The 22,468-nt window shown below is 64.6% G+C and carries 19 protein-coding genes; 9 read left to right on the top strand and 10 right to left on the bottom strand.

Features of this window, described 5'->3' with window-relative positions; translation table 11 throughout:
- Window positions 1-21: 21 nt before the first annotated feature.
- Genes ACUCV3_RS08105 through ACUCV3_RS08090 form a run of 4 tightly spaced genes read right to left on the bottom strand, consistent with a single transcriptional unit; the run spans window position 22 to window position 3,504 of the window.
- The gene (locus ACUCV3_RS08105; RefSeq protein WP_048936660.1) at window positions 22-1,284 is read right to left on the bottom strand and encodes a rhodanese-like domain-containing protein; all 1,263 of its coding nucleotides are present in this window, start codon (window positions 1,282-1,284) and stop codon (window positions 22-24) included.
- On the bottom strand, window positions 1,281-1,895 hold the full coding sequence (locus tag ACUCV3_RS08100) for a cysteine dioxygenase family protein (protein WP_048936661.1): 615 nt from the start codon (window positions 1,893-1,895) through the stop codon (window positions 1,281-1,283). The genes ACUCV3_RS08105 and ACUCV3_RS08100 overlap by 4 nt, the downstream gene beginning before the upstream one ends.
- The gene (locus ACUCV3_RS08095) at window positions 1,892-2,683 is read right to left on the bottom strand and encodes an ABC transporter ATP-binding protein (RefSeq protein WP_482240538.1); all 792 of its coding nucleotides are present in this window, start codon (window positions 2,681-2,683) and stop codon (window positions 1,892-1,894) included. The genes ACUCV3_RS08100 and ACUCV3_RS08095 overlap by 4 nt, the downstream gene beginning before the upstream one ends.
- A gap of 2 nt (window positions 2,684-2,685) precedes the next feature.
- Entirely contained in the window at window positions 2,686-3,504 is an 819-nt protein-coding gene (locus ACUCV3_RS08090; protein ID WP_279728393.1) for an ABC transporter permease, read from the bottom strand.
- 267 nt (window positions 3,505-3,771) lie between these two features.
- Here ACUCV3_RS08090 and ACUCV3_RS08085 point away from each other — a divergent pair, with 267 nt between their 5' ends.
- Window positions 3,772-4,608, top strand: a complete 837-nt coding sequence (locus ACUCV3_RS08085; RefSeq protein WP_004207521.1) for a LysR substrate-binding domain-containing protein — start codon at window positions 3,772-3,774, stop codon at window positions 4,606-4,608.
- 141 nt (window positions 4,609-4,749) lie between these two features.
- On the opposite strand, the gene ACUCV3_RS08080 is transcribed toward ACUCV3_RS08085, so the two are convergent.
- The 5 genes from ACUCV3_RS08080 to ACUCV3_RS08060 all read right to left on the bottom strand — a co-directional run bounded on the left by ACUCV3_RS08080 (window position 4,750) and on the right by ACUCV3_RS08060 (window position 10,377).
- On the bottom strand, window positions 4,750-5,694 hold the full coding sequence (locus ACUCV3_RS08080; RefSeq protein ID WP_004207522.1) for an NAD(P)-dependent oxidoreductase: 945 nt from the start codon (window positions 5,692-5,694) through the stop codon (window positions 4,750-4,752).
- Window positions 5,695-5,698: 4 nt separating this feature from the next.
- Window positions 5,699-6,874, bottom strand: a complete 1,176-nt coding sequence (locus tag ACUCV3_RS08075; protein ID WP_279728394.1) for an acyl-CoA dehydrogenase family protein — start codon at window positions 6,872-6,874, stop codon at window positions 5,699-5,701.
- Between the two features lie 4 nt (window positions 6,875-6,878).
- Window positions 6,879-7,853 carry an ABC transporter substrate-binding protein gene (locus ACUCV3_RS08070; RefSeq protein WP_482240537.1) on the bottom strand — a complete coding sequence of 325 codons (975 nt, stop codon included), beginning with the start codon at window positions 7,851-7,853 and terminating at the stop codon, window positions 6,879-6,881.
- Window positions 7,854-8,122: 269 nt separating this feature from the next.
- Window positions 8,123-9,400, bottom strand: coding sequence for a DUF2264 domain-containing protein (locus ACUCV3_RS08065; RefSeq protein WP_482240536.1), 1,278 nt, complete (start codon window positions 9,398-9,400; stop codon window positions 8,123-8,125).
- A 2-nt stretch (window positions 9,401-9,402) separates the two neighbouring features.
- The gene (locus ACUCV3_RS08060; protein ID WP_279728398.1) at window positions 9,403-10,377 is read right to left on the bottom strand and encodes a DUF4861 family protein; all 975 of its coding nucleotides are present in this window, start codon (window positions 10,375-10,377) and stop codon (window positions 9,403-9,405) included.
- 123 nt (window positions 10,378-10,500) lie between these two features.
- Here ACUCV3_RS08060 and ACUCV3_RS08055 point away from each other — a divergent pair, with 123 nt between their 5' ends.
- From ACUCV3_RS08055 to ACUCV3_RS08030, 6 genes are all read left to right on the top strand, one after another.
- Window positions 10,501-11,214 (top strand): FadR/GntR family transcriptional regulator, encoded by a 714-nt coding sequence (locus ACUCV3_RS08055; RefSeq protein WP_279728399.1) that lies wholly within the window; start codon window positions 10,501-10,503, stop codon window positions 11,212-11,214.
- A gap of 92 nt (window positions 11,215-11,306) precedes the next feature.
- The gene (locus ACUCV3_RS08050) at window positions 11,307-14,168 is read left to right on the top strand and encodes a TonB-dependent receptor (RefSeq protein WP_482240535.1); all 2,862 of its coding nucleotides are present in this window, start codon (window positions 11,307-11,309) and stop codon (window positions 14,166-14,168) included.
- A gap of 62 nt (window positions 14,169-14,230) precedes the next feature.
- Window positions 14,231-15,541 (top strand): MFS transporter, encoded by a 1,311-nt coding sequence (locus ACUCV3_RS08045; protein WP_279728402.1) that lies wholly within the window; start codon window positions 14,231-14,233, stop codon window positions 15,539-15,541.
- On the top strand, window positions 15,538-16,677 hold the full coding sequence (locus ACUCV3_RS08040) for a glycoside hydrolase family 88/105 protein (protein WP_279728403.1): 1,140 nt from the start codon (window positions 15,538-15,540) through the stop codon (window positions 16,675-16,677). Before ACUCV3_RS08045 ends, ACUCV3_RS08040 begins: the two co-directional genes overlap by 4 nt.
- A gap of 20 nt (window positions 16,678-16,697) precedes the next feature.
- Complete coding sequence (kduI, locus tag ACUCV3_RS08035) at window positions 16,698-17,534, top strand: 5-dehydro-4-deoxy-D-glucuronate isomerase (protein ID WP_279728404.1); 837 nt, start codon at window positions 16,698-16,700, stop codon at window positions 17,532-17,534.
- Between the two features lie 10 nt (window positions 17,535-17,544).
- The gene (locus tag ACUCV3_RS08030; RefSeq protein WP_482240534.1) at window positions 17,545-20,778 is read left to right on the top strand and encodes a glycoside hydrolase family 2 TIM barrel-domain containing protein; all 3,234 of its coding nucleotides are present in this window, start codon (window positions 17,545-17,547) and stop codon (window positions 20,776-20,778) included.
- A 228-nt stretch (window positions 20,779-21,006) separates the two neighbouring features.
- Here ACUCV3_RS08030 and ACUCV3_RS08025 read toward each other — a convergent pair whose 3' ends face one another.
- The gene (locus ACUCV3_RS08025; protein ID WP_482240533.1) at window positions 21,007-21,318 is read right to left on the bottom strand and encodes a hypothetical protein; all 312 of its coding nucleotides are present in this window, start codon (window positions 21,316-21,318) and stop codon (window positions 21,007-21,009) included.
- 39 nt (window positions 21,319-21,357) lie between these two features.
- Here ACUCV3_RS08025 and ACUCV3_RS08020 point away from each other — a divergent pair, with 39 nt between their 5' ends.
- Window positions 21,358-21,786, top strand: a complete 429-nt coding sequence (locus ACUCV3_RS08020; RefSeq protein WP_270094069.1) for a DUF2231 domain-containing protein — start codon at window positions 21,358-21,360, stop codon at window positions 21,784-21,786.
- Window positions 21,783-22,468: PQQ-dependent sugar dehydrogenase (locus ACUCV3_RS08015; protein WP_482240532.1), on the top strand; the 686-nt coding region annotated here is incomplete at its 3' end. The genes ACUCV3_RS08020 and ACUCV3_RS08015, both read left to right, overlap by 4 nt.

Here is a 22,468-nt window from a genome sequence, read left to right as displayed (position 1 = left end):
GGGGTCATTCCTTCCCGCTGATCAGATGACGTAGAAGCCGTGGGTGCCGTCCTTTTCGAGCTGGGCGACAAGGCCATATTCCCAATCGAGATAGGCCTGCATCTTCTCGGCCTTGTTGTCGGTGCCCTCATAGGGGCGCTTGTAGCGGCCCTCGGGTCCACGCGGGGCCGGCGCGCCGTCACTGCCGCGTTCCAGCACCACCGCCGACCAGTCGACGGACAGGACATAGACTTCCCAGCCAAGCTGGGCGAGCCAGGAGGCGCTCATGTCGGCACGCGGGCCAAGATCGTCGGTGACGACGATGCGGGCGCCGCGCACCGGGGCATTATGGTCGGTTTCCTGCACCAGCTGGCCGCCCTGCGCATTGCGGAAACCGGGCAGATGCCCCGCCTCATATTCACGCGGCTGGCGCACATCATAGAGATAGAGGGTGCGAGCGGTGTCGGCCTTCAGATGCTCCAGATCGTCCCAGCCGATCCACTTGACCCCGGCGCGGTAGGCGACATCGCGGGCATGGGCACGGGCAGCCTCGATCGCCTTGCCATCGACCTCCGGCGCGGCGCGCACCTGGCCGGTTTCCAGCCCCTGCCCGGCCAGCGTCCAGCCGATCGTGCCGTTGCGCAGCGCATAGACCTTGTTGGGCAGGCCGGCATTGACAAGCGACTGGGTGCCGATGATCGACCGGGTACGGCCGGCGCAATTGACGATGATGGTGGTGTCGGGATCGGGGGCGATTGTGCAGGCGCGCAGCACCAGTTCGGCGCCCGGCACGCTGGTCCCGGTCGGGATGCTCATCGTATGATATTCGTCGTAACGGCGCGCATCGAGGATCGCGATGTCGGCCTTTTCGTCGATCAGCGCCTGCACATCCTCCGCCGCAAGGCTGGGCGTATGGCGGCGATGCTCGACCAGTTCGCCGAACGCCTTGGAGTAACTGTTCACATCCTCGAACAATTCATAACCGGCATCACGCCATGCGCTGAGCCCGCCCTCCAGTTCGCGGACGTCGGTATAGCCAAGCCCCTGCAGCCGCACGGCCGCGCGGCGCGCCAGCCCCTCGCCCGCATCATAGACGATGATCGGCGTGTCGAGCCGGGGGATGCGCCAGCGCGCTTCCTCATCGATGCGGCGCAGCGGGATCTGGGCAGCGAAGAGCGGATGGCCCTGCGCAAAATCATGCTCCTCGCGCACGTCGATCAGGGCGATCTCGTCGCGGGCGATCAGCGCGGTGCGGATATCGGCCGGGGTAGCGACCTCTATGCGGTCCAATATGTCGGTGGTCATGCGTTTCTCGATCTGTCCCAGAGGTTGGGGATGACGCGGTTGGCGTATCCGGAGATGAAGCTTTTGGGCGCGCCGTCGGCGGCGAAGGTCGCGCGCTCGACCGCGCCGATATTGGCGCCATAGACATGGATGCTGACCGACGGGGCGTCGGCCCGGCCGTTGGAGACGCGATGAATGTCGCCGATCCGGGGCGACACGGCATCGACCTCGCCCTCGCGCAATATGTCTGTGCCCTGCGCGACCAGTCCGCCGCCGGGCAGGCGATGGAACCGCTCGACCTGCTCGCTGCCGCGCAGCACGCCGACCAGCCCCCAGACGCCATGGTCGTGGATCGGGGTCGACTGACCCGGCCCCCAGACGAAGCTGACGATGCTGAACCGCTCGCGACTGTCGCAATGAAGCAGATATTGCTGATAGCGATCGGGATCGGGCCGGGCATATTCGGGCGGCAGCCAGTCGTCGCGGGCGATCAACCGGGCAAGCAGGGTGCGGCCGCTTTCCAGCAGCGCCTGTTCGTCGCGGGTGCAGGCGATCAGATCGGCCAAGGCGGTGACGAAACCGCGCAGGCGGCTGGTATCGACCGGCCGGTCGATCGTGGTGACGGCGTTCATTCCGCCGCCTCCGCCTGGCGGGCGAAGGGCACCACACCCTCGCCATGATGGTCGCCGCCCAGATGGGACAGAAGCTGTTCGCGCAGCCGGCCGGCAAGGCCCGCGCGCTCGCCGCGCGCGGCGTGAATGCGCTCCTCCGCGACGATCCGCCCCTTGTCGAGCACCAGCACCCGGTCGGCCAGCGCAATCGCTTCCTCGACATCATGGGTGACGATCAGCACCGCGGGCCTGTGCGTCCGCCAGAGCGAGAGAACCAGTTCATGCATGCGATAGCGGGTCAGCGCGTCGAGGGCGGCAAAGGGCTCATCAAGCAGCAGCAATTGGGGTTCGCGCACCAGCGCGCGGGCGAGCGCAGCGCGCTGCGCTTCCCCACCGGACAGGGTGAGCGGCCAGGCGTCCAGCCGATGGCCAAGGCCGACTTCCTTCAGCGCGGCTTGCGCCCGGTCGCGGATGGCACCGCCTTTCAGGCCCAGCGCGACATTCTTCCAGACCGGTTTCCACGGCAGCAGTCGGGCATCCTGGAACACGACGGCGCGGCTGTCGGGCACCTCCACATCCTGCGCGCCGGCATCGTCCAGCCCGGCGAGGGTGCGCAGCAAGGTGGTCTTGCCCGATCCCGACCGGCCCAGCAGGGCGATGAACTCGCCCGGCGCGATTTCCAGGTCCAGCCCGTCGATGATGCGGTTGGCGCCAAAGCTGCGGGTGAAGTGCTGCAGGCGGACGACCGGTTCGGGATGCGGCTGGTGGGCCGCGCTGTCGATGGTGGAAAAGCCGAGGCGCGCGTCCATGATCAATTCTCCACTATGCTGGGGCGCCAGACGAGGGCGCGGGCTTCGAGGGACCGGACCAGCCAGTCGGCGCCAAGACCGAGAATGGCGTAGACCATGAGGCAGACGACGATGATGTCGGTGCGCATGAAGTCGCGGGCATTGTTGATGAGATAGCCAAGCCCGGCCGAGGCGTTGATCTGTTCCGCCACCACCAGCACCAGGATCGAGATGGACAGGGCGTAGCGCAGCCCGACCAGCAGCGAGGGCAAGGCGGCGGGCAGCACGACATGCCAGACCTGTTCCCAGCGGCTGAGGCCGAAACTCTTGGCGGCATCGAGCAGGCGCGGATCGACGCCGCGAATGCCAGCATAGAGGTTGAGATAGACCGGGAAGATGGTGCCGAAGGCGATCAGCGCGATCTTGGGCGTCTCGCCAATACCGAACCAGACGATGAACAGCGGCGTCAGCGCCAGTGCGGGAATGGTCCGCTTGATCTGCATCAGCGGGTCGATCGCCAGTTCCGCGCCGCGCGAGAGGCCCGCTGCCAGCCCCAGCGCCAGCCCCAGGCCGACGCCGATCAGCAGGCCGACCGCGACGCGGGCGAAGGAGACGAGCAGGTTGGAGGGCAGTTCGCCGCTCAGCACCATTTGGATCAGCGTGCCGATCACGGCAGAGGGCGCGGCCAGCGTCCGTTCGGGGATGAGGCCGGTGCGCGAGCCCAGTTCCCACAGCAAAAGTAACAGCAAAGGTGACAACCATCGACCGCCGAAGCGGGCGAGGGAGAAGCGGCGTCTGGCGCGCTGCGGCGGCGTGTCGCCCCTTATTGCCAATGCGGTCATGTCCATCCGTCATGCTGGTGAAGTCGCCTTCATCCAACATCAATTCTCTACTCATTCAATTGAGTTTTATCTGACAGGTCTATGAGGGAAAATCATAGGTGGTCATTCGCCCACGATTCCGGGCGTTTCGGCGCGCGACGGGCGGGATAGCTTTTCCTGCCCCCGGACAAACTCTACTATTTTGATTGATATATTGCCATGGATCATAAGCACAGGCCCGTGCCCGGCATCGGATCGGCCCCCTTTTCATCATCAGAAGGATATGCCGTGCCGGTCAATCTGCCGACCAATCTCCTGCGCAGTTTCGTCGCGATCGTCGACACCGGGTCGATGCTCAATGCGTCGGAACAGGTGTTCGTCACCCAGTCCGCCCTCAGCCTGCAGATCAAGCGGCTGGAGGAACTGGTCCAGCAGTCGCTGTTCCTGCGCGAAGGCCGGCGCCTGCACCTGACCGCGGCGGGCGAGGTGCTGCTCGACTATGCGCGCCGGGTGCTGAGCCTGCATGACGAGGCGGTGGCGGCGGTCAGTGCCGGGCGCTTCGCCGGCCCGGCGCGGATCGGCATGGTACAGGATTTTGCCGACAGCCTGCTTTCCGGCCTGCTCTCCCGCTTTGCCGAACTGCACCCGGACGCGCAAATCTATGCGCGGGTCGCGGGCACGGCCGAGTTGCAGGCGCTGCTCGACCGCCGCGAACTGGATATCTTGCTGGGCTTTGCCGCCCCCAATGACGGTAGCGCAGTCACGGTGGCGCCGATGAGCTGGTATGGCACGGCCGAACTGGTCGATCGCGACACCATCCCGCTGGCGGTGCTGGAGGAGCCGTGCCGTTTCCGCGAGGCGGCGATCCGCGCGCTGGAGGATATGGGGCTGCAATGGCGGATTGCGGTCGAGACGCCCAACCTCGCCACGCTGCGCGCCGCGGTGGCCGCAGGCCTCGGCATCACCGCGCGGACCCATTTATTCCAGGATGACATGACAGTGCTGGAGCATGAGCGGCTGCCCACCCTGCCCCGCGTCGCCGCGATCCTGCGCACCAGCGACAAGCTGGATCGCGCCGCGCACCGGCTGGCGGAACTGGCGCGCGAGACGGTGACCGGGCTTTAGATCGGAATGATGTAGACTGATCCACTGCGTCATTGCGAGCGCAGCGAAGCAATCCAACATCGCTCGGGTGGATTGCTTCACTTCGTTCGCAATGACGTTTCAAGGGCAAGCCATCGCTCTTTTACGGCCGTCTTCCAGACCTCAGTAGCCGCGCGCCGGATCGACGATGTCGGACGGCGCCTCGCCCCGGACGAAGCGGGTCAGATCGTCCTGGATCTTTTCCAGCAGGCGATGGCGTACCAGTTGGTAATTGCTGGAAATATGCGGGGTCAGCCGCACCCTGGGATGGGTGTAGAGGACATGGCCCTCGGGCAGCGGTTCGGGGTCGGTGACGTCGAGCGTCGCAAAACCCAGCCGGCCATCATCCAGCGCCCGCACCAAAGCCGCCTGATCGACCACCGATCCGCGCGCGACGTTGATGAGGTGCGCGCCCGGCCGCACCCGCGCCAGCAGTGCATCGTCAACCAGATGGCGGGTCTGGGCAGTGGCGGGGACGGCGAGCAATATATGATCCGCCTCCTCCACCAAAGTCCCGACATCGCCGACCAGTTGCACGCCCGGCACGCTGGGTTGCGCGCCGGATCGCCGCACGCCGATCACCTGCGCGCCCAGCGCCAGGCCGCGTCGTGCGACCGCCGCGCCGATCGCGCCCATGCCGATGATGCCGATGGTCGTGCCCGACACCCGGCCCAGTTGCGCCGGCCCCCATTGTGCCCGCGAACGGACGGTGACGGCGTCCAGATTCTTGGCATGGGCATAGATGGCGGCGATCGCATAATCGGCGATCTCCTCCGACGCGACGCCGCGGCCACAGGTGACGAGCGGCGCGTCAAGCAGCCAGTCGGGATAGAAATCGACCCCGACCGAAGCGCTGTAGACCCATTTGAGGCGCCCCGGCCAGGGTGCGGGACGACGCACCTCCGGCGCGCGCCAGGCCGGCGACGGGCGGATCAGCAATATGTCGGCCTCGTCGGCGGCGCTCCAGGGCGCGTCCTCGGCAACGTCAATCAGCACGGGGGCGGACGGATGACGGGCCAGACTCCGGTTGAAATCCGGCTCCATCTGGCTGGCGATGATCAGGGACATGGGCTCAATTCCCCAGCGCCGCGCGACCAGCGGCAATCAGGATGGTGTCGGTCTGCGGCGAATGGATACGGCTGCACAGCACGTCGCGATAATGGCGCTCCAGCGGATTATGGCGGCTGATGCCGGGATTGCCGGTCAGCTCCAGCCCGATCTCGACCGCGCGGATGGCGTTGGCGGTGGCGACATATTTGATCGCATTGGCCTCGACCGCCGGCGGCGGATCGCCCGCGTCGATCCGCGCCGCCGCGTCGCGCACCAGCGTGCGGTTGACCTGCAACAGCGCCTCGATCTCGCCGAACTTCTCCTGCACGCGCGGCAGGGTGGCGAGCGATGCGCCGAGGTTGCTCGGCACCCGATCGTTGAGATAGGCGCGCAGCCAGTCGCGCGCGGCGCGCGCCACCCCGTCATAGATGACCGAGATGGAGAGCGCATTCCACAGCGTCTGGACCGGATCGGGCGCGCCCCATTCCTCCGGCCGGCGAATATCGACCGCATGGTCGGCCGGCGTCGGCGTATCGGTGAAATGAACCGCATGGCTGACCGTCGCGCGCATGCCCAGATGATCCCAGGCCGGCTCGATCTCCACCCCCGGACTACCGGCGCGGACCAGGAAATTGCCGACGCGTGGGGAATCCTCGTCGGTCTTGGCCCAGACCGCATACCAGTCCAGCCCGGTCGATCCGGTCGAGTAGATCTTCGTGCCGCTGATCGCCCAGCCATGGGCCGTGCGCCGCGCGATCGTGGCAGGCAGGCCACCGCGCACGGGCGTGCCCAGTTCCGGTTCGACCCGCAGCCCGCCGATCAGGCCCCGGCCCGCGACCGCATCGCGCGCCAGCGTCTCATAGATGTCCGCCGGCCAGCCGCGCGTCCGGTTGGGCGTGGCGTGATAATGATAGGTCATGAACAGGATCAGCGCGGTCGAAGGATCGCCCTTCGCCACCGCCGCCAGCACCCGAAGCGCTTCGGAAACCGACGCACCGCGCCCGCCATGCGTGCGTGGCACGGTCAGCGCGATCAGCCCCTGTTGCGCCAATATGTCGAAATTGGCGCGGGGAAATTCGGCGCTGCGGTCATATTGTTCCGCATTCGCCGCGAGCAACCGGGTCAGCCGGTCGAGCTTGTCGGCCGGCACCTGCTCTTCGGGCGGCTGCGGCTGCACGGATATTGCCTGGCTCGCCATGATATCAGCCTCTCTTGGGAATGGCGTCATTGAAGCGGGCATCCCATAGCGGGCGGACATCCACCCGCTTGGGAACCAGCCCGGCCTTGAAGAAGACGTCGGCGACCTGCTGCTGCGATCCGATCGCCTCGGGCGTGACCGGGCGCAGTTCATAGGTCGCGCTCTTGCGACGGAACTGGTCGAGCACATAGTCGCGCGGCACGCCGATATCCTGGGCGACGATGCCGGCCCACTCGTTCTGATGCGCCGCCGCCCAGCCGAAGCCCTGCTGCACCAGCGCCAGATATTCGCGGATGATCGCCGCCTTGTCGGGATCGGCCAGTGCATCGACATGGGCGGAAACGAGATAATTGCCCGAGAGAATGCCATCGGCGGTGCGCAATATCCGCGCGCCCTCGGTCGCGATCGCCCGCTGGATCGGAAAGCCATAGATCGCCCAGGCATCGAGCGCCCCTTGCGAGAAGGCGGCGGCGCCATCGGACACGCCCATCGCGACCGGGGTGATGTCGTCCCAGCTCAGACCGACCTCCTCCAGCATCCGGATCAGGAAATATTGGGCGGTGGTAGCGCGGACATAGCCGACGCGCTTGCCCTTGAGGTCGGCGATGGAGCGCGCGCTCGATCCCTTCGGAACCAGCACCACCTGATTGTTGACGTCGCCATGGGCGACCGCGATCTGGCGGAAGCTCTGGATGGTCGACGCGGCGGCGAAAATCGGCGGGATCTCGCTCATCCCGCCATAGTCGAGCGATCCGCCATTGAGCGCCTCGACCACGAGATGGCCGGACTGGAACTCGCTATAGACAAGGTCAAAGTCCTTGGGCTGGATGCCGGCCGCCTTGAACAGCAGCCGCGTGTCCCCGTCGCCCTTGCCGGTGATCGACACCCGCAATTTGGGCCGGCCCTCGCCAGCGCTGCCGCAGGCGGTGAGCAGCAGGCTGCCCGCCGCCGCGCCCAGCAGATTGCGTCTGGACAACATCTCAGCGACCGCCGCTCGTTTCTCGCACGCCTGCTGCGCTCGGGCCGCATCCGAACAAGATTACCGTCGGATCGCGCAGCAAGTCGCGCCGGGCCGCCGCCCTGAACCGGGCCAGCCTATCCGTCCACCGCTGCGTCCACCCCATGATATCCAAGTCCTCGTCTGATATGAGAGGACTTTATCTGCCAATTAAGTAGAGATATGTCTGTCAAGCTTTGCTGGGCCGCTTATTAGAAACGCTTGACCTTCATCGGGCGGCGGCGGCCACCTCAATTGGCGATATAATAGTCCTTCGGGAAATCCTGGCCCGCATAAGCCTTGCGCATGGTCCAGGGCTGGGCCGGCGCGGTCCAGTAGCTGTCGGAGGCAGGCAGGCCGAGCGCCAGCAGGCTTTCCGAAGTGATATACATGCTGCCGGCGTTGGAATAGACGTCACCCAGACTCGGCTGGTGCCGGGCGAAGCCGATCGTCAGGAAGCCATTGGCATCGAAATTGCTGGGATCGACGAAGATACGGCGCTGGGTTGCCATGGTCGCGGCGCGCACCTGGCCCTCGGGCAGCTTGGCATGGAGCAGTTTGCGCCAGGCAAGATAGGCGAGCGGCTGGTGAACGGCGGTGCGATAGGTCAGCGAACGGCCGACCGGCGGGAAGGCGCCATCCGGGCCGATCATCCGCTCCAGCGCCTCGCCAAAACGCTGCATCCGCTGGATCTGGATGGCGAGCCGCTCCTTGGGATCGAGCGCGTTGAAGCGCGCATTGCAGCGGACCAGCACGTCCCAAATCTGGGTCAGCATCGGGTGGATGACATAGCTGTTATACATGTCGAAATGGAAATGCTCGCCGTCGGCATACCAGCCGTCGCCGACATACCATTCGCTGAATTTGCGCAGCGCCAGGTCGACCCGGATCGGATCCCATTGCGCCCCGACCGACAGCAGGAACACCTCGTTCATCGCCGCAAACAGCAGCCAGTTGGTATAGGGCGGCGCGACCCGGCGCAGCCCCTGTATCTCCTTGATGATCCGGTCCTTGGTTGTCCGGTCGAGCGGCTCCCACAATGTCTGCGGCGCGCGCAGCAGGGCGCTGGTAAAATAGGCGGAATCGACCAGCGGCTGCCCCTCCGCCTGCCAGAGCAGATAGTCGGGACTCTTGGGATCGACGCTGTGGGCATAGCTCGCCAGCGCCTGATCGCGCAGCCGGGCGCGCAGTCGCCCTTCCGCGCCATCGGTATCGGGCAGCGCAAGCCAGGGCGCAATGCCGTCGATCAGCCGGCCAAAGGCTTCCAGAAAGGCGACCTTGGGATTGCGGCCATCCCAGGTCGGGCTGAGTTCGGGCTTCCACTGCGCCTGCAACTGCCCCCTGGCCATGCGCGACAGCACGGGGCTGGCCATGCGTTCGAGCAGCGCCAGGGCATAGCTGCGGTCGTCCGCATCGGCGGCGACCGGCGCGGCCTCCCCGGCGTTGGCAAGCGAGGGCATGGCGGCGAAAGCGGCAGTGCCGGTCGCCATGCCGGTCAGGATCGCGCGACGGTCGATATGGCTGGTCATGATCAATCCTTGGGCGGGGTGAAGTCGAGCGACTGGCCGGCGGCATAGGCATCCCAGGCGGCACGGGTGGAAAAGCCACCCTCCCCCTTGTTCCAGGCACTGCCGGAATAATAGACGAAGGGCTGACCCGGCTTGACCGTCAGCAGGATGAGTTGATTGTCGGCATCCGCGCGGATATCGGCGATCTGTGCCGGATCGACCCGCAATGCCAGCGCCATCCGGCCATGCGCACCATCTTCCGGCCCCCACCAGCTGATCAGGCCACCGGCACGATCGACGGTCAGGTCACCCGCCCCCTGCCCCGTGGTGCGCTTGCCGATACCGATGCCGACCGTCAGCGGCGTCGCCTTGTCCGATCCTATGGTCGAGACCAGCCGGGTGAAATGGGTACCAAGCGGAAGGGTAAAGCGGCGCGTTTCCCATACCTTGCGATCGACATCGACTGGCCAGGGCGCATAATCGACGCTGAAGTCGGCGACCTGTCCGCCCGATTTCAGGATATGGGCACGAACATAGTTGCGCGACGTCCACAGCTTGTTGTCATGCCAGATGCCAAGGCCGCCCGCGCCGCGCGTGGTGCCGACATTGTAGAAGTCCAGCCCCTCGCCATGATAGCCATGCTGGTCGCCGCTGCGTAGCTGGCGATCGGCGAAGGGCCAGGCGACATTCTTGCCCCAACTGTCGATCCCCGATCCCGATGGCGGCTCGGCCGCCTCCAGCGCATGGCCATAGATGCGATGGGCGGTCTTGTCATTTTCCCACAGCAGGTCGTCATAGCGATAGGATGCAACCAGTGCGACGGCGGCCGCCACCTGGCTGGGCGGTGGCGGCAGGCGTTTCTCGACCGGCAGACGATCGCCCGCCCCATCGCCCTGCGCCAGGGCCGCGCCGACGCAAAGACCGATCGCCACCAATCCGATCGACAGATAGGGCGTCCGGATCCGGCGTGACGATGCTGTTGGCTGGGGGCGGTTCACCACAGGCTCCTCTCGATTATTTGTATGATAAGCTGATAAATCATCGAATCAAACTTGCCAAGCCCTTGCTCACATTGCCGCAGGCTGGCAGGCTCGAAAAAGAATATTCACTGGAACGACATCATGGCCAAAGCCGCCTCACTCGCCGACATGCTCTACACCAAGCTGGAAGAGGATATCCTGTCCGGCCGCATCCCGCCCGGATCGCGCCTGCCCGCGCAAAAGGACATTGCCGAGCAGGAAAATGTCAGCCGCACCGTGGTCCGCGAAGCGGTCGCCCGGCTGGAGGCACAGGGCTTTGCCGTCGCCCGCCAGGGATCGGGCGTGTTCGTGTCAGATGCCGCGCGCTACCGCGCCTTTCAGGTCACCAAGGATGAATTGTCCGAGCTATCGGACGTGATCAAATTGCTGGAAATGCGCCTGGCGATCGAGACCGAAATGGCCGGTCTTGCGGCTGCCCGCCGCACGAACGAAGATATTTCGGCGATGCGCGACGCACTACGCCACATCCGCGAGGCCGAGGATCCGGCCGTCGCTGCCACAGCCGACAGCCAGTTCCACATGGCGATCGCCCGCGCGACCCGGAATGATTATTACGCCCGCTTCGTCGAATTTCTGGGCGTCCGCCTAGTGCCGCCAAGCAGCCTCTACCTCAAATATCAGCCAGAAAGATCGCACGACGCCTATACCCACAAGGTCAGCGACGAGCATGACGCGGTGCTTGACGCCATCGTCCGCATGGACATCGAAAAGGCGCGCCATGCCGCCCGCCATCACATGCAGGAAAGCCTTTTGCGCCATTCCGAACTCAACGACCTGATCAGCCGGGACGAATGATTGCATGACTAAAGTCTGACAATTGACATCCTCCTCAAAGTTGTATGATAACCTGATCAACACGATCAGAGTCGTGATGAGGGAGGATGGATATGAACAAGGCGTTTCCGTGCGTCGCCATGTCGGTGAGCATGCTGGCCATGATTGCGGCCTCGGCCCCCGCACTGGCCCAGGCAGAACCCCAGCCGACACCCCAGGCCGATGCATCACAGGGTGAAGCCACCACCGCCGACATCGTCGTCACCGGCTTTCGCGGCAGCCTGCAAAAGGGGATCGAACTGAAGCGCGAAGCCGTGGGCGTGCGCGACTCCATCGTTGCCGAGGACATCGGCAAATTCCCGGAGGCCAATGTCGCGGATTCCCTGCAGCGTATTCCGGGCGTGTTCCTCAGCCGCGACGGTGCATCGAACGAGGGCCAGCGCATCAGCATCCGCGGCCTGGGATCGGAATTCACCGTCACCACCATCAACGGCGCGCCGGTGCGCACGACATCGTCACAGAATGTCGGCAGTTCGACCCGCGACTTCAATTATGACGTCTTCCCATCCGAACTGTTCGGCCGTGTCGATGTCTACAAGACCCCGCTCGCCAATCTGGAAGAAGGCGGCATCGGCGGCAATGTCGACCTGCAGACGCCCCGCCCCTTCGACAGCAAGGACCGGGTCATCCGCTATACCGCCCAGGCCAATTACAACACCCAGTCGAAGAAGTGGCAGCCGCGCGGATCGCTGCTGCTGAGCGACACATGGGGCGACTTCGGTGTGTTGCTGGGCGCGGCCTATGCCAAGAATGTCAATGAACGGTCCGGCTTCCAGTCGACCGGCGGCTATAACAGCTCGGTTATCGGTTCGCGTGCCTATGCCGGCCCGACCACGACCGGCGGCCCGTTCCAGTTCCAGCTCGACCTCGACAATCCGCTGGCCAATTATGGATCGCTGACCCGTGACCAGGTGGCCAATGCCTATATGCCGCGCTTCTATCGCGTCTTCACCTCGAACAATGAGCGTGAGCGGCTGGGCCTGGTCGGGTCGCTGCAATATAAGTCGGATCGGCTGGAACTGAGCGCCGACGGCATCTTCTCGCAGCTCAAGGATCAGGCGGACGAGTTCACCTTCGGCGTCGCAGTGCGCAACTCCCGCACCGTGCCGGGGTCGACCAGCGCACCGGGCACCGGCACCAATTCGGGCCTGATCCCGCTCGACGTGAAGATCGACGAATATAATAATCTCTACGGCACGTTCGGGAACAGCAGCTTCATCAACGAGAATTTCTTCCGCAATGCCCGCACCCGCTTCAAATATGGCATCATCCGGGGCGTCTATGACTTCACCGACAATCTGAAATTGTCGGCCCAGGCCAATCTGAGCGAGAGCAACGCCCGCTACACCGCCAACCGGATCGTCAGCAACATCTATGGCGTGACCAGCACCTTCGACCCGACCGGCAATGTCACCTATCCGACCATCAGCTCGCCGGTCGATTTCACCGATCCGTCAAACTACACCACGCCGACACTGGGCTTCTCGCTCAACCGCGAGATCGACAAGCAGAAGACGGCACGCGCCGTCCTCGACTGGTCGCTGCTGGACGATGGCGAACGCCGGTTCGCACTCAAGATCGGCGGCAGCTATGTGAATACGGGCAAGCGCATCTCGACCCAGGACGGCAGCAGCATCGCGGCCGGCAAGCTGGCCGGCCTCGACGTCTTTTCCTACATGGATCCCTATATCCAATATGGCGCGATCCGCGACGGCGGCAATTCGGGCTATCCGTCCCAATTTGCGAGCTTCCCGCGCTCCTTCGTGATGGACTATCTCGACGCCAACGGCGCGAACGAAGCGGCCAAGGTCAATCTCAACGCTGCCTTCAACGCGAAGGAAATCGTCAAGACGGCCTTCTTCGAGAGCAATTTCGCCCTGCCGCTGTTCGGCAAGGAACTGCGTGGCTATGCCGGTCTGCGCTATTCCGACACCCGCACCATCATCAACAATTATCAGAGCGCGGGCGCCGGCGTCTTCCTGCCGCAGCGGCGCGAGGGCGGCTATGAAAACTGGCTGCCATCGGCCAGCCTGGCCTATGACCTGACGTCCAATCTGCTGCTGCGTGCGTCAGCCGGCAAGACGATCACCCGTGCGGCGCTGACCGCCATTGCCGGCGGCACCATCGTGCCCAACGTCTTCAATCCCGACGTCACGGTCGGCAATCCCAATTTGCGGCCCCAGGTCGCGACCCAATATGACGCCGGCGTCGAATGGTATTTCGCCCCCGGCGCGCTGCTGAGCGTCGGCGCGTTCAAGAAGGACATTACCGATCGCGCAACCGCGGTGCAGGACTTCGTCACCTTCGGCTCGCTCGGCCTGCCGTCGAGCGCGTTCAACACGACCTCGCTGGGCTTCCCCAGCGGCACCATCCCGGATGATTTCCTGATCCGCCGGACCCAATATATCAATCAGGGCCAGTTGAAGCTGAAGGGGCTGGAATTTGCCTATCAGCAGAATTTCACCTTCCTGCCCAAGCCGTTCGACGGGCTTGGCTTCACCGGCAGCCTGACGCTAATCGACCAGAAGGGCGATGATTTCGTCACCACCGAAGGAACGCGCGTGCCGATCTCCTTCGTGCCGGAATATAGCTACAGCGCGACGCTCTTCTACGAAAAGGGCCCGTTCGCGATCCGCGGTTCCTATAATTACCGCGCCAAGACCGGCATCACCTCGCAAAATACCGGCAACGACCAGATCCCCTATACCGCGCCGCAGGGCTTCCTCGACGGGACGATCAGCTACCGGTTCAGCGATGCGCTGGAGGTGCGCGTCGATGCGCTGAACATCACCAACGAGAATGTGTACATCTATTATCAGGATCCGGACGGACCGAAGGGCAATGGCCAGTCGCGGCGCGACAACAGCTTCTTCAACGGCACCACCATTTCGCTCGGCATTCGCGGCAAATTCTGACCCCTCCCCCCTTGGGCACCGGGGACTGCACGCCCCGGTGCCCATCTTTTCGTGAGACGATCATGACCATGCCGCATCCCGCCCCGGATAATATCGATGATGCTATTGCCGGCGCCAGCGATCGGGCCAGCCGCTATCGCTGGATGATCTGCGGGCTGCTGTTCGCGGCGACCGCGATCAACTATGTCGACCGACAGATGATCGGCGTGCTCAAGCCCGTGTTGCAGGCCGAACTGGGCTGGCGCGAAAGCGACTATGCCAATATCGTCTTCTGGTTCCAGTGCGCCTATGCACTCGGTTTCCTGGCGATGGGCCGCTTCATGGACCGGGTCGGCGCGCGGATCGGCTATGCCGCCGCCTTCACCTTCTGGACGCTCGCTCATGCTGCCCATGGCCTGGTCAGCGGCATCGCCCAGTTCATCGCCGTCCGCTTTGCCCTGGGCATTGGCGAGGCGGGCAATTTCCCGGCCGGCCTGAAGGTCGTGGCCGAATGGTTTCCCCAGAAAGAACGGGCGCTGGCGATCGGCCTGTTCAACGCCGGCGCCAATGTCGGCGCGATCGCCACGCCGCTGATCGTGCCCGCCATCACCATCGCCTATGGCTGGCGCGCCGCCTTCATCGTCACCGGTCTCGCCAGCCTGATATGGGTGGCGGCCTGGCTGCTCCTCTATCGCCGGCCAGAGGATCATGCGCGCGTATCCCCCGGTGAACTCGCCTATATCCGCAGCGATCCGGTGCGCGCCAGCGCGCCCATATCCTGGTCGCGCCTGTTCACCATCCGCCAGACCTGGGCCTATGCGCTGCCCAAATTCTGTATCGATCCGATCTGGTGGATGTTCCTCTTCTGGCTGCCCGATTTCCTCGGCAAGCGCTACGGCCTCGACCTCAAGAGCTTCGGCCCGCCGCTGGTCGTCATCTATCTGATGTCGGACGCCGGCAGCGTGCTGGGCGGATGGGCATCGTCGCGGCTGATCGCGCGGGGCTGGAGCGTCAATGCAGCACGCAAGGCGACATTGCTGGCGTGTGCGCTGGCGGTGTTGCCAGTGGTGACCGTCCAGTCAATCGACAATCTCTGGGCGGCGGTGCTGCTGATCGGCCTTGCGACCGCCGGGCACCAGGCCTTTTCCGCCAATATCCTGACCCTGCCGTCCGACCTGTTCCCGCGCGCCGCCGTGGGATCGGTGGTCGGCATCGGCGGCACGGCCGGCGCGATCGGCGGCATGCTGATCGCCCAGTTCGTCGGCTATGTGCTGGACATGACCGGCAGCTATGCCCTGATCTTCGCCGTCGCCGGCAGCGCCTATCTGGTGGCGCTGGCGCTGCTCCACATCATCAGTCCCCGTCTCTTGCCTACTGGAGAGCTTGCATCATGACCTTCCGCTCCTTCGCGCCGATCATGCTGGCCTGCGCCATCGCCGCGCCGGCCCATGCCGCCCAGCCAGCCCGCATGCCGATCGAGGCGGCGGTGAAGCTGGCCGACTGGCAATTGGCGCGGCTCGACGATCTGTCGCACATTCCCAGCGCCACCGACGAGACGCGCAAGACGCGCGGCTGGGAACAGGCGGTGTTCTGGGTTGGCATGACCGCCCTCGCCGACGCCGGCGCGCCACCCCGGATCAAGGAGGCGATCATGGCGATGGGCCAGCGCAATGGCTGGAAGCCGGGCGACAATCTCTATTTCGCCGACGACCAGGCGATCGCCCAGGCCTATCTCTGGGCCGTGGCCCATGGCGCTGGCAAGGATGCGCTGGCGCCGACCCGCGCCGCGTTCGACACGGTGGTCGACAAGCCGGCGGTCACCACCCTTGCCTTCGCCATCCCGCCCCAGGGCTATGGCGCGACCGAATGTCTCAAGCGCTGGTGCTGGTGCGATGCGCTGTTCATGGCGCCGCCCGCCTTTGTCGAACTGTCGCGCCAGACCGGCGATGATCGCTATATGCGCTTTGCGATGAAGGAATTCTGGGCAACCACCGACTTCCTGTTCGACCCCGCCGAGCATCTCTATTATCGCGACAGCCGCTTCTTCGAGCGACGCGACGATAAGGGGCGCAAGCAGTTCTGGAGCCGGGGCAATGGCTGGGTGTTCGGCGGCATCGCCCGCGTCCTCCCGCTGCTGGCGCAGGACAGCCCCGACCGCAGCCGGATGGAAGCGCTGTTCAAGGAGATGGCGGCGAAGATCAAGATGCTGCAGAAGCCCGACGGCTATTGGGCGCCCTCGCTGCTGGCACCGGAAAATGCGCCGCCCGAAACCAGCGGCACCGCCTTCTACACTTATGGCCTTGCCTGGGGGATCAAGGCCGGGCTGCTGCCCCGCGCCGAATATGAGCCGGTGGTGCGCAAGGGCTGGGCCGCGCTGCAAAAGGCGATCCAACCCGACGGCCGACTGGGCTGGGTCCAGCAGGTTGGCGACCGGCCTGACAAGGTGGCCGCCAGCGACACCCAATATTATGGCGTCGGCGCCTTCCTGATGGCGGCGACTGCGGTGGCCGCGCTCGATGCGCAACGCTGACGCGCGGGAGGATCAGCGGCATGTTCGAAAAAACCTATTACGCCACCCATCCGGCGATGATGGACGGTGCCAGCAATGAGGATCTGCGCGACCGGCATCTGGTATCAGGCCTGTTCCGCGCGGGTGAAATCAGCCTCACCTACTCCCATGGTGAGCGCTTCATCATTGGCGGCGCGGTGCCGGGCGCGGGGACGCTGGACCTGCCATGCCAGACCGAACCGGAAAGTGCGGCCGGCCATCCGCTGCTGGAACGACGCGAGATGAGCGTCGTCAATATCGGCAAGGGCGACGGCAAGGTCCGCGTCGATGGCACCGACCACAGGCTCGCCCGCTATGAGGCGCTCTATATTCCCATGGGGTCACAGGCGGTCAGCTTCAGCGGTGAAGGCGCGCGTTTCTATCTGCTCAGCGTCCCGGCTCATGCTGCCTTTCCGCTACGCAAATTGTCGCAGGCGGATAGCAACCCGATGCAGCGGGGCAGCCTGGAAACGTCCAACGAGCGAACCATCTATCAGTTGATCCTGCCCCATCTGTGCCAGAGCGCGTCGCTGTGCCTGGGCCTCACCCGGCTGGAGCCCGGTAGCGTCTGGAATACGATGCCGCCCCATGTCCATGAGCGGCGATCGGAAATCTATCTCTATTTCGATCTGGAAGATGAGGATAGAATCTTCCACTATATGGGCCAGCCGGACGCATTGCGGCACATCGTGATGGAGAATGAGGACGTCGTGATCTCGCCGCCCTGGTCGGTGCATATGGGCGCGGGCACCCGCAACTACAGCTTCATCTGGGCCATGGCCGGCGAAAATCTCGATTATGAGGACATGGACGTCCTCGATATCTGCCAGTTGAAATAAGGGGATGGCAATGCACGGACGGATCTGGACCCTGGCGGCGGTCAGCACAGTGGCGCTGGCGGGCGGCACGCTGGCGCAGGGCGGGCCGCCGAAGGTGCAGCCCGTGCAGGTCGATCCTGCCCGGCCCGACTGGGAAAATCCCGCCATCTTCGCAATCGGCAAGCTGCCCGCCCGCGCCACCGCCTTTCCGTTCGAGAGCCGGGACCGCGCGCTGGCCGGCCATCGCACCCAATCGGACCGCTTCCTGTCGCTGAACGGGGAATGGAAATTCGCCTTTTCGCCCGATACCGACACGTTGCCCACCGGGTTCGAGCGGCCCGATTTCGACGTGTCAGGCTGGAAATCGATCAAGGTGCCGGCCGACTGGCAGGCGGAGGGCTATGACCAGGCCCGCTACAATAATATAACTTACCCCTTCCCCGCCAACCGGCCGCTGATCCCCCATGCGACCAATCCGGTCGGTTCCTATCGCCGCGACATCGACCTGCCGACTGGCTGGAACGGGAAGGATGTCGTGCTGCATATCGGGGCGGCGGGTTCAGCCTATTATGTCTGGGTCAACGGCCAGAAGGTCGGCTATTCCGAAGACAGCAAGCTGCCGTCGGAATTCGACGTCACTCGCTTCGTCCGTCCCGGCCGCAACAGCATCTCCATCCAGATATTCCGCTGGTCGGACGGCTCCTATCTGGAGGATCAGGATTTCTGGCGCGTGTCGGGTATCGAGCGTGAGGTGTTCCTGATGGCCGCGCCCAGGACGCGCATCCGCGACTTCTTCGCCCATGCCGGCTTCGACAATAAGACGGGCGCTGGCAAGCTTGCGGTCGATGTCGCGGTGACGCCGGGGGCCGCGACCAGCGCCCGCTATGTCCTGATGGACGGCGATCGCACCGTGATCGAAGGCCGCCAGCCGGTTGCGACAGGCCAGGCCGAACGCAGCGTGACACTGACCGGCCTGGTCGACAAGGTGAAGCCATGGACGGCCGAGACGCCCAATCTCTACATGCTGCTGGTCGAACTCTATGATGCGCAGGGGCGGATCATCCAGTCCAGCTATGCGCGGATCGGCTTCCGTACCGTGGCGATGCAGAATGGCGTCGTGACAGTGAACGGCAAGCCGATCACCATTCGCGGCGTCAACCGCCACGAACATGATCCCGAAACCTTCCACGTCATCTCGCTGGAATCGATGGAGCGCGACATCCAGCTGATGAAGCGCAATAATATCAATGCGATCCGTACGTCGCACTACCCCAATGATCCGCGCCTCTACGAGCTTGCCGATCGCTATGGCCTCTATGTCATGGACGAGGCGAATATCGAGAGCCACGCCTATATGGACTATGCCAACAAGCATGGCGAACGGCGCGCCGAATTCCAGATCGGCTTCGACCCGACCTGGAAGGATGCCCATGTCAGCCGCGTAGCCAACATGGTGGAGCGCGACAAGAACCATCCCTCGATCCTTTTCTGGTCGCTGGGCAATGAAGCAGGGATCGGCCCCAATTTCGCCGCCGCCGCGGCCGCCGCCAAGGCGCGCGATCCCGATCGCCTGATCAGCTATCTGGGCTGGGGCACATGGGACGGGATCGGCGATCACCGCCCCAATGACTATGCCGACATCTATGCGCCCATGTATGATCCGGTCGCCAAGCTGGTCGACTATGCCACCAACTGGAATTTCCGGCAGCCGATGATCCAGTGCGAATATGCCCATATGATGGGCAATTCGGGTGGCAATCTGAAGGATTATTGGGACGCGATCTACGCCCATCCCGACAAGCTGCAGGGCGGCTTCATCTGGGACTGGGTCGACCAGTCCATGTATCGCTACACCAAGGACGGACGGCGTTATTGGGGTGATGGCGGCGAATATGGCCCCAATCCGGGCGGCGACATCGAATTTGGCGACGGCCTGCTCCAGTCCGACCGCACCCCCAATCCCGCCCTCTACGAACTGCGCAAAGTCTACGCGCCGGTCCAGTTCGACGGCTTCGATCCGGCGAGCGGCCGCCTGACCGTGCGCAACCGGCATGACTTTATCGACCTGTCGGGCTTCAGCTTCGACTGGGCACTGCTGGAGGATGGCGTGGAGATTGCGCGTGAGTCGCTCGCCGCGCCCAATGTTCCCGCCCATGGCGCGGCTGCAATGACGCTGCCGATCGCAACCATGCCGCGCCGGGCCGGGTCGGAATATTTCGTGACGATCAGCGCCCGCGCAAAAGCTGGGACCATCCCCGCCGTGGAAACTAATGCGCTGGTCGGGTGGGAACAGTTTGCCCTGCAACAGGACACACCTGCCCTGCCCGCCGCCGCCAGCGGCTCCGTTGCTATCAGCGACAAGGGCGGCGCGATCAGCCTCAACGCCGGTGACGCAGCGCTGGTGATCGACCGGGCGAGCGGCCTGGTCCGTTCCTACAGCAAGGGCGGCCGGATGCTGGCACAGGGTGGCGCGCCGCATTTCTGGCGCGCGGTGACCGACAATGACCTTGGCATCGGCACCGACAAGCAATTCGCGATCTGGAAGGGGATGAGCGAGCAGCGCAAGGTCAGCGCGATCCGCCTGACGCTCCAGACCGACGGCAGCCGCGCCGTCGAGGTCGACTATAAACTGGGCGATGGCGCGGCCAGCTTCACCAGCATCTACCGCATGGCCGGCGACGGTTCGGTGACCGTCTCCGGCAGCTTCACCCCTGCCAAACCAAACCTGCCGCCGCCCTTCCGCATCGGCCTGGTCTTCAGCTTTCCCTCCGATCTCGATACAGTCGAATGGTATGGCCGCGGCCCGCATGAAAGCTATGTCGATCGCAGGACATCGGCGCCGATCGGCCTGTGGCGCGGCGCGCTGGCGGACCAGAATCACGACTATATCCGACCGCAGGAGACCGGCAACAAGGTCGATGTCCGCTGGATGGAACTGTCCGGCGGCGGCGCAGGCCTGCGCGTGCAGAGCGAGCAGCCGATGATGATGAACGCCCTCGCCTTCCCCTATGCCGATCTCGACCGGCACAAGCCGGGCACCTGGAAATCGTCGGACATCCGGCCGCACGACCAAGGCACGCTGCTGATCGACGCGGCGCAATGGGGCGTGGGCGGCGACACCCAGTGGAGCGAGTTCGGCAAGCCCATGGCCGCCTATCGCACCACCAGCGCGCCGACGCGCTTCAGCTTCCGCCTGAGTTCCTTCGCGGGCACCGGCACCACGCCCGGCAAGGCGAAGCCGGCGCGCGCGACGGAAATTGAGTGATAGAGGCTGGCGACCTCCCATCCAGTTGACGGCGAAAATTGTGAAGTGCGTGATTGATGTAGGCGCACTCCTACATCAAACAAAATCGCAGAACTGGAGTGAGTGACAAACATGGATAGGAACCCCGCCACCAGAATTGCTCACCCTCGACCCGAATAGTGAGGTCGCCAGGCGCTGTCTCGCGCGGACGCATGGCAGGCAAAGCATAGAGAAGCAGCGCGCCAAGGATCAGGGCCGGGCCGATGGCGCCCAGCCACAAGATGATCCGCATGCCGCTACGATGTCTGAGCGCACCTGCCGCGCTTCGGCGCCGAAGACATGGAGGGCCGACTGCTGCGCATTGCAGGCGCCAAGTCCGAGCAGTAAAATGGTCCAGAGCCATGGATTGCGCATTGCGCCCGCGTCACCCCTTTCGCGCCGCATCCGGTGTGCAGCGTCTTTAATGCCAGCACGCGAAGCGGCATCCGGTTCAAACATTTCTGTTTCGTAACAAGTGGATGAATTGCCGGTGTCGGCGAAACCAAAAGCCATCCGGCGCATTGGCGAGGGATCATTCTTGCTTCGACAAGGAGACCCGTCTTGCCCAGCGCCCCGCCGCGCACCCGGCCCCTGCTCCATCCGCTTCACGGCCTGCTGCTCGCCTGGCCGGTCGCCTTGTTTCCCGCTGCCCTGCTGTCGGACATCACCTATCTCAACAGCGCGGAAATCCAGTGGAGCAATTTTTCGGCCTGGCTGATCACCGGCGCACTGATCGGCGGCGGCCTGGTACTGCTATGGGCTTTGATCGCGCTGGCGCGCGCCAAAGGGCCGGCACGCCGACAGCATGGCCTTTATCTGCTGCTGTTGGCGCTGATGTGGGCCTGCGGGCTGATCAACGCCTTTCAGCATAGCCGCGACGGCTGGAGTTCGGTCGGGACCATCGGCCTTATCCTCTCCCTCCTCAGCAGCCTGGCTGCCCTTGCCGCCGGTTGGGTGGCCTTCGCCGGCTATCGGGAGGTTCGGCCATGACCGTGCGTACCTTCATCCTGGGCGCCAGTCTCCTGGCCCTTGCCGCCTGCGGGCGCAGCCAGCCCGGCCTTGACCAGACCGGCGCGCGGCCGGACCTGCCCGATCAGCGCCAGACATTGCTGCCGCCGATGAAAATCGCGACGCCCGCTGGCTGGGGCAATGAAAAGCCGACGGCACCGGCCGGCTTTAGCGTGACGGCCTTTGCCACGGGGCTCGCCATTCCCCGCCAGATGATGGTGCTGCCCAATGGCGACATCCTGGTGGCGGAAGGGTCGGGCGGTTCGGCCCCTGCCCTGCGGCCCAAGGATTTCATCGCGACCCAAATCAAGGCCATGGGGAAGACATCGGTCAAGGGTGGCAATCGCATCACCCTGCTGCGCGATGCCGATGGCGATGGCCGCGCCGAATTGCGCAGTCCGCTCATCACCGGATTGAATGCGCCCTATGGCCTCGCCCTGGTCGAGGGCCAGCTCTATGTCGCGACACAGGACGCGCTGCTGCGCTTTCCCTATCGCGAGGGCGAGACGCGCATCACCATACCGGGCATCGAGGTGACCAGATTGCCCTCGCGCATCAATCATCACTGGACCAAGTCGCTGGCAGCCGGCCCGGACGGATCGAAACTCTATGTCGGTATCGGCTCCAACAGCAATGTCGGCGAACGCGGCATGGCGGTGGAGGG

The sequence above is a fragment of the Sphingobium sp. VMM genome (assembly GCF_056790315.1).
Note: the sequence above shows the minus strand (reverse complement) of the source record. Positions and strands in the feature narration are given on the sequence as shown.

Coding starts and splice junctions, on each gene's coding strand:
- ACUCV3_RS08105 (WP_048936660.1), bottom strand. CDS start 1,284: ATGACCACCGACATATTGGACCGCATAGAGGTCGCTACCCCGGCCGAT.
- ACUCV3_RS08100 (WP_048936661.1), bottom strand. CDS start 1,895: ATGAACGCCGTCACCACGATCGACCGGCCGGTCGATACCAGCCGCCTG.
- ACUCV3_RS08095 (WP_482240538.1), bottom strand. CDS start 2,683: ATGGACGCGCGCCTCGGCTTTTCCACCATCGACAGCGCGGCCCACCAG.
- ACUCV3_RS08090 (WP_279728393.1), bottom strand. CDS start 3,504: ATGACCGCATTGGCAATAAGGGGCGACACGCCGCCGCAGCGCGCCAGA.
- ACUCV3_RS08080 (WP_004207522.1), bottom strand. CDS start 5,694: ATGTCCCTGATCATCGCCAGCCAGATGGAGCCGGATTTCAACCGGAGT.
- ACUCV3_RS08075 (WP_279728394.1), bottom strand. CDS start 6,874: ATGGCGAGCCAGGCAATATCCGTGCAGCCGCAGCCGCCCGAAGAGCAG.
- ACUCV3_RS08070 (WP_482240537.1), bottom strand. CDS start 7,853: ATGTTGTCCAGACGCAATCTGCTGGGCGCGGCGGCGGGCAGCCTGCTG.
- ACUCV3_RS08065 (WP_482240536.1), bottom strand. CDS start 9,400: ATGACCAGCCATATCGACCGTCGCGCGATCCTGACCGGCATGGCGACC.
- ACUCV3_RS08055 (WP_279728399.1), top strand. CDS start 10,501: ATGGCCAAAGCCGCCTCACTCGCCGACATGCTCTACACCAAGCTGGAA.
- ACUCV3_RS08050 (WP_482240535.1), top strand. CDS start 11,307: ATGAACAAGGCGTTTCCGTGCGTCGCCATGTCGGTGAGCATGCTGGCC.
- ACUCV3_RS08045 (WP_279728402.1), top strand. CDS start 14,231: ATGACCATGCCGCATCCCGCCCCGGATAATATCGATGATGCTATTGCC.
- ACUCV3_RS08040 (WP_279728403.1), top strand. CDS start 15,538: ATGACCTTCCGCTCCTTCGCGCCGATCATGCTGGCCTGCGCCATCGCC.
- kduI (WP_279728404.1), top strand. CDS start 16,698: ATGTTCGAAAAAACCTATTACGCCACCCATCCGGCGATGATGGACGGT.
- ACUCV3_RS08030 (WP_482240534.1), top strand. CDS start 17,545: ATGCACGGACGGATCTGGACCCTGGCGGCGGTCAGCACAGTGGCGCTG.
- ACUCV3_RS08025 (WP_482240533.1), bottom strand. CDS start 21,318: ATGCGCCGGATGGCTTTTGGTTTCGCCGACACCGGCAATTCATCCACT.